Here is a 9041-nt window from a genome sequence, read left to right as displayed (position 1 = left end):
GCCACCCCGGCCAGCACGTCGGCGAGGGTGTGCGGCCAGCCCCCGTCCGGCTGGCCGGTGCGCCGGTACTCGACCTGGGCGACCGGGTGGCCGAGCGCGGCCAGCGCCGCCGCCATCGGACCGGTGTGGGTGCGGTCGTACTCGGCCCGCCAGAACCCGCCGTGCACCACAACCACCAGCCGCCGGGGCGGTCCGTCGCCGGCCGGTCGGCGCAGGTCGGCGCACTGGTCCGGGTGGTCGCCGTAGGCGACGGTGGCGTCCGGCGGCGGGGCCGGCCGGGTCAGCACGGCGCGCGGGTCTGCGGGCATGAGGGCGACGGTAGCGCGCCCCCGGCCGGGTGGTTCCGCGCCGGCAGCCGGTCCGGGCGCGTGCGCGTGGTGGGGGTGGGTAAAGATGGGTCCCATGACCGAAGCGCGCTCCGCCGGACAGGACGACGAACAGGGCAACGATGGCATCCCCGGCACCGTGGTGGTGGTCGGGCCGGACGGTCGGCCGGTCGGCACCGTGCAGACCGACGAGGGCCAGGGGGAGGATCCGACCCGCCTGGTCGAGCAGCCCGCCAAGGTGATGCGGATCGGCAGCATGATCAAGCAGCTGCTGGAGGAGGTCAAGGCAGCGCCGCTGGACGACGCCAGCCGGCACCGGATGCGCGAGATCCACGAGCGCTCGATCGTCGAGCTGAAGGAGGGCCTCGCCCCCGAGCTGCGCGAGGAGCTGGAACGGATCTCGCTGCCCTTCACCGAGGACCAGGCACCCAGCGAGAGCGAGCTGCGGATCGCCCACGCCCAGCTGGTCGGCTGGCTGGAGGGGCTGTTCCACGGCATCCAGGCCGCGCTGGTCGCCCAACAGATGGCCGCCCGTGTCCAGCTGGAGCAGATGCGCTCCGGCCGGCAGGCGCTGCCCAGCGGCCCGGGCGGCGGGATGGTGCCGGGCATGCCGGGCATGCCGCAGACCAACGAGGGCCACGCGCCCGGGCAGTACCTCTGAACCGCCGGGGCGCCGGCGAACGCTGACCGGCCGGGCACGCCCCGGCCGGTCAGGCCACCCCGAAGAGCTGCTCCAGATACGCGGCCACGCCGTCCTCGGTGTTCGCCCCGGCCACCTCGTCGGCGATCGCCAGGACGGCCGGGTGCGCGTTGGCGACCGCCACCGCCCGGCCGGCCCAGGTCAGCATCGGCACGTCGTTCGGCATGTCACCGAAGGCCAGCACGTCCCGCTCGTCGATGCCGAGCCGCGCCGCGTACCAGGCCAGGCCGGCCGCCTTGGTCACCCCGGCGGCGGAGATCTCCACGAGCCCGCTGTACGACGAGTGGGTCGCCTCGGCCAACCCCTGCAGGGCGCCGGCCACCACCCGGACGAACACGTCCGGGTCCTGCTCGCCGGCCCGGGCCAGCAGCTTCACCGCCGGCACGGCGAGCAGCTCCTCCGGCGACTCGATGGCCCGGATCGCGTCGGCGTCCGCGTCCCAGCGCAGCGGGTAGTGCGCCTCGTGCCGCATCTGCCGGCTGTCCACGATCTCGACCGCGAAGCTCACCTCGGGCACCTCGGCGCGCAGCCGCCGGGCCACCTCGGCCAGCAGCTCCGGGGCGAGCGGGTCGGCGCGGAGCACCTCGTCGGCCACCGGGTCGTACACCACCGCGCCGTTCGCGCAGATCGCCGGCAGCGGTTCGGCGAGCTGGTCGTACACGAGCTGGAGCCAGCGGATGGGACGGCCGGTGACCAGCACGACCGGCGTGCCCGCCGCGGAGATCCGGGCCAGCACCCCCGCGGTACGCGGGCTGAGCGTCCGGTCGTCCCGGAGCAGCGTGCCGTCGATGTCGGTCGCGACCAGTCGAGGTACCTCTCCCATCACCGGGAGAGTAGTCGGTCCAGGTAGACGGCGACGCCGTCGTCGTCGTTGCGCAGGGTGATCTCGTCGGCTGCGGCGCGCACGTCCGGGTGCGCGTTGGCCACCGCCACCCGGCCCCAGCCGGCCCAGCCGAACATCGGCAGGTCGTTCGGCTGGTCGCCGAAGACCAGCACCTCGGCCGGGTCGACGCCGAGCCGCTCGGCGACCACGGTGAGCCCGGTGGACTTGTCCACCCCGGGCGGGCAGATCTCGACGAAGCCGAGCCCGGCCTGGGTGAGCGTGGCGAGCTCGGCCGGGACGATCCGGCGGGCCACCGCCAGCAGCTCGTCCACGTGGTGGTCGGCGGTCCGCGCGAACGCCTTGAGCACGTCGCCGGAGAGGCACTCGGCACGGCTGCGCGCCTCGAACCGGTCCTGGTAGGGCCAGCTCGGATGGTAGTCACCCCAGAGCGGCGCGTCGTGCTCGTCGGACGCCTCCACCATCACGGTGAGCGGGCCGGCGGCGGCCTCCAGGTCGGCCAGGATCCGGGCCAGGACCGCGCCGGAGAGACGTTCGTCACGCAGCACCAGCGGCCCGGCCGGGTCGCTCTGGTCGACCACCCGACCCCCGCCGGCCATCACCAGGAAGTCGGCGGCGCGGATGTCGTTGCGGGTCAGCTCGGTGAGGCGCGGCCCCCGGCCGGTGGCGCCGACCACCGGGATCCCCGCGGCCCGCACCCGGTCGAGCACCTCGTGGGTGTACGCGGAGACGGTCTCGTCGCTGCGGACGAGCGTGCCGTCGAGGTCGGTGGCGATCAGCTTGGGCAGTCCCGGGCGGGTCATGGTTCCTCCTTCGCCCGCCGCCGTCGCGTCGGCCGTCCAGGTCCTCGGTGCCGCGGCCACCGGACGGCGGGCAGCAACCGTATCTCGCGGAACGAGTCGCAACCATGGCTTTTCGGCGAATCGGACACCAACCCGCGGCGGCCGTCCGGTGTCCCACCACGGCCGGCCCGACGCGCGGCGCGCGGGCGGTTCCGGGCGGTCCGGAGCGCGGCCCGAGGACCCGGCCGCGCCCGGTCAGCGGGGCGTTTCGGGGTGGGCGAAGGGCGTCGTGGGCTGGACGCTCAGGTCGGCCGGGGCGGGTGGCAGCTCGTCCTCGGCCGCCCGGCGCCGGCTCCGGCCGGACCGCCCGTCCGCGGGTCCGGTGGCCGGCTCCGCCCCGGGCTCGCCCGCCCGGTCGGCGGGCTCGGCGTCGGACCGGCCGGACAGGTGCAGCGCGGCGGCCAGCAGCAGGGTGGCCAGGAAGGCGGTGACCAGGCCGCGCCCGTGCTCCACCTGGAGCCGCTGCTCGGTGGGGAAGAAGAGGGCGCGCTGGCCCAGCTCCTGCAGCGAGAAGGCGGTCGCGGTCAGCACGGCGAGCAGGGCCGCCGCGATGCCGAGGCCGGCGAGCCGGGCGTGCTGCCGCACCGCCGGGGCACCGCGCAGCGCCAGGGCCACGGCGGCGGCCAGGCCGAGCAGACCCACCAGGTACGCCACCCCGAAGCCGCCCACCTCCGCCACCCCGCTCGGCAGCCGGAGCGGGCTGTTCGCCGACGGGTCGTCGTTCGGCACGGTCAGCACCAGCCACTCGCCGATCAGGGAGGCGACCGCGGCCACCGCGCCGAGCCCGGTGAGCACCGGCGGGAGGCGGTGGTCGCGGCCCAGGCCGGCCAGGCTCCGCCCGACCCGGCCGGACGGGGCCGGTTCGACGTCGCCCCACTCCACGACGGTGGTGTCGTCGGACCGGTTGTCCTGCCTGGGGATGGGGAGATCCTGGGACATCGGCCACCCTTCCCGTACGCGGGCCTGCGTCGAATCATGACACAGCCGGCACCCGGTGACAGAGACCGCAAGCGGACAGCCCGGTGCGGTGCGAGCCGTTTTCGGTTAGCGTCGATGCCATGCCTATCCGTACCGCTTCCGCTCATTGGCAGGGCAACCTGACCGAGGGGTCCGGCACCGTCCGCACCGGCAAGGGCGGCCTGACCGGTAACTACTCATTCAAGTCCCGCTTCGAGGAAGGCGAGGGCACCAACCCCGAGGAGTTGATCGGCGCGGCGCACGCCAGCTGCTTCTCGATGGCCCTCTCCAAGCAGCTCGCCGACGCCGGCGCCACCGACACGTCGGTGGAGACCACCGCCAAGGTGCACTTCGACAAGACCGACGCGGGCATGACCGTGACCCGGATCGACCTGGAGACCGTCGGCCAGGTCCCGGGCCTGGACGAGGCCCAGTTCACCAAGCTGGCCGAGGCGGCCAAGGAGAACTGCCCGATCTCCCGGCTGCTCTCCCCGGGCGCGCAGATCACGCTGAACGCCCGCCTGGCCTGACCACGCGCGACGTCGGCAAGGGTGCCCTGCCGGGCGCCCTTGCCGCGCTGCGTGCCGATCGTGAAGGGGTGACCGGGCGGCGTGGCCGTGCAGATGAGCCGGGAGCGGTTCGAGGAGCTCGTCGGCGAGGCGCTCGACGAGGTGCCCGAGGAGCTGCTCGCGCTGATGAGCAACGTCGTCATCCTGGTCGAGGACGACCCGCCGCCCGGCGAGGACCTGCTCGGGCTCTACGAGGGGCACGCGCTCACGTCCCGGGGCTGGGACTACGCCGGTGTGCTGCCCGACCGCATCCTCATCTTCCGGAACCCCATCCTGGCGATCTGCGACACCGAGGAGGACGTCGTGGACGAGGTGGCGGTGACGGTGGTGCACGAGATCGCCCACCACTTCGGCATCGACGATGACCGACTGCACGCCCTCGGCTGGGCCTGACCGGGCCGGCGTCGCGCCCCGCTCGGCCGATCCCCGCTGTTGCGCGGGTCCCCTAACCTCCGGTGCAGGCACACCCGATGCAGGAGGAAACCCATGCGCAGCGCGCTGTTCTCCGCGGAGAACCTTGAGAAGGAGTCCCAGCAGCCGGGCATGCGGCTGCAGAACTCCAAGATGCTGAAGATCGAGCTGAACGGCGAGGCGATGGCCCGGGTCGGGTCCATGGTCGCGTACCAGGGTCAGGTGCAGTTCCAGGCGCTCGGCTCCGGCGGCATCGGCAAGTTCATCAAGCAGCGGCTCACCGGTGAGGGTGTGCCGCTGATGAAGCTCTCCGGCCGCGGCGACGTCTTCCTCGCCGAGCTGGCCAAGGACGTGCACATCATCGACCTGGAGCCCGGCGACGCCCTGTCGATCAACGGCTCCAGCGTGCTGGCCTTCGACTCCACCCTCCAGTACGACATCAAGATGGTCGGCGGCGCCGGAATGGCGTCCTCGTCCGGCCTGTTCAACTGCGTCTTCACCGGCCACGGCCGGATCGCGATCACCACCAAGGGCACCCCCGTCGTGCTCAACGTCGACCAGCCCACCTACGTCGACCCGCAGGCCGCGGTCTGCTGGTCGGCCAACCTCCAGACCGGCTACCACCGGGCGGAGCAGCTCGGCCTGGGCACGCTGCTCGGCCGCAGCACCGGCGAGGCGTTCACGATGAGCTTCGCCGGGCAGGGATTCGTCGTGGTCCAGCCCTCCGAGGAGCCTCCGGTGCAGGGCAGCGGCGCTCAGCAGCAGCAGGGCGGCCTGCTCGGCGGCCTGCTGCAGTGACCGTCCGGTGCGTGGGGTGCCCGCTCGGGCACCCCACGCACCGTCAGTTCAGCTCGCCGGCGCGCAGCCGGGACAGCCAGGCCGCCGCGTCCGCGTAGTCGGCGTCGGAGAGGCCGGCCGGCGCGGGGACCGGCCGGTCGCTCGCCGCCGGATTCCAGCGGTGCCGGGGGTACGAGCCGAGGAAGCGCACGTCCGCGCAGACCCGGCGCAGCCCCTGCAACGCCTCGCCGAGGCGTACGTCGGCGACGTGCCCGGTGCAGTCGAGGAAGAACACGTACCGGCCGAGCGCCTCGCCGGTCGGGCGGGACTCGATCCGGCTCAGGTTCACCCCGCGGGTGGCGAACTCCGTGAGCACCGACAGCAGCGCGCCGACCCGGTCGTGCGCGATGTAGACCGCCAGCGAGGTGACGTCGTCGCCGGTCGGCGGCGGGGGCGGGCCGGGGCGGGAGACCAGCGCGAACCGGGTCACCGCGTCCGGGTGGTCGGCGATCTTGTCGGCGAGCACGGTCAGCCGGTGCCGGGTGGCGCCGATCGGGGCGCAGATGGCGGCGTCGTACTCGCCGCTCGCCGCGCCCGCCGCGGCGGCGCCGTTGGAGAGCACGTCGACCACGGTGGCGTCGGGCAGGTGGTCGCGGAGCCAGCCCCGACACTGGGTGGACGCCTGCGGGTGGGCCGCCACGCTGTGCACCTCGGCCAGCGCGATGCCGGCGCGGCTGGCGAGCACGAACTCGACCGGCAGGATCACCTCGCGGGTGATCACCAGCGGCTCCCCCTCGGCCAGCTCGTCCAGGGTCACCCCGACCGCGCCGCCGATGGAGTTCTCCAGCGGCACCAGCGCCGCGTCCGCCTCCCCGGCCCGTACGGCGTCCAGCGCCTCGCCCACGCTGCGCGCCGGCGTCCGGTCACCCCGCTCGGCGGCGGGGACGGTACGCAGCGCCTGCTCGGCGAAGGTGCCCTCGGGGCCCAGGTAGACGAAGCGGGTCGGCGGTGTTCCCGGCATGTCGACCAGACTACGCACCCGGGGTGCCGTCGCAGGCCAGGGTCCGGATGCCGGACGGGCCGGTGGCGCGTACCTCCACGCCGCACACGTCCGTGCCGGCGGTGACCAGCTCCAGCGCGGTGGGCCGGCCCCGGGTGACCACCTGGAGTTCCTCGTGCCCGCTCACCGCCAGCACCGTGTACTGCCAGCCCTCGGCGCAGAGCGGCCCGGTCCGCACCGTGACCCGGACGTCCCGGGGCAGCACCCCGGCCGAACCGCGCAGCAGGGCGACCACCCGGTCGCCGGAGGGGCCGGACCGGCAGGGCGTGGCGGTCGGGTCCGGGACCGGTGCCGTGCGGGCCGGCCGGGTCGGGGTCACCGGTGCGGTCGGCGTCGGGCCGGGGGTCGGGGTGGCGGAGGTGGTCGGCAGGGTGGTCGCGGACGCGGCGGGGTGGCGCAGCTCGGGCGGCGCGCCGCAGCCGGCGAGGGCGAGCAGGGCGCCCAGCGCCACCGCGAGGTGGCGGCGGGCGGGGCGGGGCGGGGTGCAGGGCACGGTGCGATCCTCGGCATCGAGGGACGTCGTCACGGCCGGTCGGCCGAGCCCATCGTAGGTGGATCACCCGATCGGGTGAAGGTTACTTGTGGACCCGGTGCCCGGCCCGCTCCAGCGCGCCGGTCGCCTCGGCCAGCTGCACGGCCGGCACCAGCACGTGGTCGGTGTCGTACGTGGAGAAGGCCACCACGTCGACCCGGGCCCGGGCGAGCGGGTCGACCAGGGCGGCGAGGGTGCCGGTGACCGCCGCGTCCAGCGGGCCGACCAGCCGCAGGCAGCGCCATTCGGTCTCCACGTCCGCCCCGGCGGGCGCCCGCTCGGCAGGGCAGATCACCGACACGCCGTCGGCGGTCCAGCTCACCGTCACCACGTCGCGGCCGGTCAACGCACCCCAGAGCCGTGGAGGCAGCACGGTGCCGGCCGGCAGGCGGCACACGGCGTACTCGCCCGGCAACAGAGCGACATCGAGCATGAGGGCACCCTACGGCCTTGACGCGGCACCGCCCCAGCACCGCCCGGTGCGGCGATTGCCACACGTCGTCGCAGGTCAGACGGCCGAAAAGAAGGTGAGCGAGCCGGCCACCTCGCCGTCGGTGAGCACCGGCGTGGAGATGGCGTCCACCGTCGTGACGGCGTCGGCGCCGGGCCCCTGGACCCGGAGCAGGCCCCGGGCCAGCCGGCCGGAGAGCAGCGCGAGCAGCGGCGGGATCTTGTCGGTCTCCTGCTCGGTCAGCTCGCTCGGGCTGGCGGTGAAGTCGACCAGGCGCAGGCCGCCCTCCAGCAGCGGCCGGCCGATGACGTCCTCGGGGGCGCCGAGGCAGAGCAGGTCGCAGCCGGACGAGGAGATCGCCACCACGGTGGTGTCGGCGTCGATGAGCAGGCAGGGCTCGGCGGCCCGGGAGACCGTGTCGGACCACTGCCCGAAGTTGTCGGACTCCTGCTCGGTCGGTGTCCCCGCTGCGGGCACGAACACTTCCGAGAGCGAGAGCTCGACGTGGGCCACCGCGCCTCCTATGTACACCGACGGTCTGTCCACGCTAGCCGGTCGTCACGACGACCGCCCGACCGCGCTGCGTCCGGTCACCGGAGCCGCACGGGCATTCGAGGGCTCGGCGACCGGGGACACGGGTCGGTGCGACGGGTGCCCGGTGTCAGGCGGCCGGCGACGGCGCGGGCCGACGGAACCACCGGGGCGGAGCCGCGGACCGCGTGGCGTCGCCGGAGACGTTACCGGCGGGCGGCCCGCTTGTCAGCGGCCGTTCGGCCCTCCTCGTACCACCGGTAGTCGGCGGCTGGACGGTACGTGCCGTTGAGCCACGTCGACGGAGCCTGGGCGACCCGGGAGAGCTTCTCGGCGGTGGCCGGACTGATCCGGTTGCCGCCCGCCACGAGCAGGCGGTCCAACTCCCGGTGGGTGGCCATGAGGCAGTCCTTGGGCAGGCCGTAGACGCTGATGACCCCGGAGCCGACGAAGGTCAGCACCGGGGTAACCGGGATCGGCAGGCCGACGGCGTCGGAGAGGGCCTTGGCGGCCCGCTTGGCGTCGCGGCGGGCCTCGGCCACATAGGGCGGACGCTTGCCGTTGATCTGCACGACGTCGCCGGCGACGAGCACCCGGGCCCGGCCGTGGTCGGCGACGGTGACCGCGAAGAGCCCGCTCGGCCCGATGGCGAGGAAACCGGCCCGCTCGTCCTGGGTGCGGTCGAGCAGCACGTCCGCGGCGTCCGTGCGGGGCCACTCGATGACGTGCCAGGCGGGGCCGAGGTGGTCGAGTTGGCCGAGGGCGCGGGCCCCGGCCGCCTCCAACCTGCGGGCCCCCCGCTCGGCCCGGCGGCGGCGGGCCCACTCGAGCGGAGTCGGTCGGGCCGGCTCGAGCACCGAGGTGGACTCGACCCGGGGATGCGGCACCGAGACGGGCGGCAGTGCCCGGCTCGGTACGGCTCGGCGAGCGGGAAAGACAGTCATCGCGACCTCCGGCAAAAGGTCTCTCGAAGTTATGTCTTCACTACCCTACGTTGCACACCCCGGTGTTCGGCAAGTTGGAGCGCCGGAATGAGTGCGGATG

12 protein-coding genes and 1 pseudogene are annotated in these 9041 nt (G+C 74.4%); 4 read left to right on the top strand and 9 right to left on the bottom strand.

The annotated features are described in order from the left end of the window. A pseudogene (locus B0E53_RS05225) lies at nucleotides 1–308 on the bottom strand (alpha/beta hydrolase); the annotation flags it as partial. Nucleotides 309–393: 85 nt separating this feature from the next. On the opposite strand from B0E53_RS05225, the gene B0E53_RS05220 reads away from it, so the two are divergent. After that, nucleotides 394–987: a bacterial proteasome activator family protein gene (locus tag B0E53_RS05220; protein WP_107074929.1), complete on the top strand. Its 594-nt coding sequence runs from the start codon at nucleotides 394–396 to the stop codon at nucleotides 985–987. Nucleotides 988–1036: 49 nt separating this feature from the next. Here the strand turns inward: B0E53_RS05220 and B0E53_RS05215 are convergent, their stop codons facing one another. From B0E53_RS05215 to B0E53_RS05205, 3 genes are all read right to left on the bottom strand, one after another. Next, a complete protein-coding gene (locus B0E53_RS05215) occupies nucleotides 1037–1849 on the bottom strand; it encodes an HAD family hydrolase (protein ID WP_107074928.1) in 813 nt (270 codons plus the stop codon). After that, the gene (locus tag B0E53_RS05210; RefSeq protein ID WP_107074927.1) at nucleotides 1849–2670 is read right to left on the bottom strand and encodes an HAD family hydrolase; all 822 of its coding nucleotides are present in this window, start codon (nucleotides 2668–2670) and stop codon (nucleotides 1849–1851) included. The genes B0E53_RS05215 and B0E53_RS05210 overlap by 1 nt, the downstream gene beginning before the upstream one ends. Nucleotides 2671–2904: 234 nt before the next feature. Further along, nucleotides 2905–3648 carry a hypothetical protein gene (locus B0E53_RS05205; RefSeq protein WP_107074926.1) on the bottom strand — a complete coding sequence of 248 codons (744 nt, stop codon included), beginning with the start codon at nucleotides 3646–3648 and terminating at the stop codon, nucleotides 2905–2907. A gap of 119 nt (nucleotides 3649–3767) precedes the next feature. Between B0E53_RS05205 and B0E53_RS05200 the strand changes: the two genes are divergently transcribed. From B0E53_RS05200 to B0E53_RS05190, 3 genes are all read left to right on the top strand, one after another. Further along, nucleotides 3768–4196, top strand: a complete 429-nt coding sequence (locus B0E53_RS05200; RefSeq protein WP_107074925.1) for an OsmC family protein — start codon at nucleotides 3768–3770, stop codon at nucleotides 4194–4196. Nucleotides 4197–4283: 87 nt separating this feature from the next. Then, nucleotides 4284–4628, top strand: coding sequence for a metallopeptidase family protein (locus B0E53_RS05195; RefSeq protein WP_210405930.1), 345 nt, complete (start codon nucleotides 4284–4286; stop codon nucleotides 4626–4628). Nucleotides 4629–4721: 93 nt separating this feature from the next. Further along, nucleotides 4722–5444: an AIM24 family protein gene (locus B0E53_RS05190; RefSeq protein WP_089011966.1), complete on the top strand. Its 723-nt coding sequence runs from the start codon at nucleotides 4722–4724 to the stop codon at nucleotides 5442–5444. A 43-nt stretch (nucleotides 5445–5487) separates the two neighbouring features. Here B0E53_RS05190 and pheA read toward each other — a convergent pair whose 3' ends face one another. The 5 genes from pheA to B0E53_RS05165 form a co-directional block, all read right to left on the bottom strand. Beyond that, nucleotides 5488–6444, bottom strand: coding sequence for a prephenate dehydratase (pheA, locus tag B0E53_RS05185; protein WP_107074932.1), 957 nt, complete (start codon nucleotides 6442–6444; stop codon nucleotides 5488–5490). Between the two features lie 10 nt (nucleotides 6445–6454). Then, nucleotides 6455–6976 carry a hypothetical protein gene (locus B0E53_RS05180; protein ID WP_107074923.1) on the bottom strand — a complete coding sequence of 174 codons (522 nt, stop codon included), beginning with the start codon at nucleotides 6974–6976 and terminating at the stop codon, nucleotides 6455–6457. An 82-nt stretch (nucleotides 6977–7058) separates the two neighbouring features. After that, nucleotides 7059–7448, bottom strand: a complete 390-nt coding sequence (locus B0E53_RS05175; RefSeq protein ID WP_107074922.1) for an ACT domain-containing protein — start codon at nucleotides 7446–7448, stop codon at nucleotides 7059–7061. 75 nt (nucleotides 7449–7523) lie between these two features. Beyond that, a complete protein-coding gene (locus B0E53_RS05170; protein ID WP_107074921.1) occupies nucleotides 7524–7979 on the bottom strand; it encodes a hypothetical protein in 456 nt (151 codons plus the stop codon). A 224-nt stretch (nucleotides 7980–8203) separates the two neighbouring features. Further along, on the bottom strand, nucleotides 8204–8941 hold the full coding sequence (locus B0E53_RS05165; RefSeq protein ID WP_107074920.1) for a hypothetical protein: 738 nt from the start codon (nucleotides 8939–8941) through the stop codon (nucleotides 8204–8206). Nucleotides 8942–9041 lie beyond the last annotated feature (100 nt).

The organism is Micromonospora sp. MH33 (assembly GCF_003013775.1).
GTDB classification, from domain to species: Bacteria; Actinomycetota; Actinomycetes; order Mycobacteriales; family Micromonosporaceae; genus Micromonospora; species Micromonospora fulviviridis.
The sequence above is the reverse complement of the archived record's forward strand: the minus strand, read 5'-3'. Positions and strand labels throughout refer to the sequence as shown.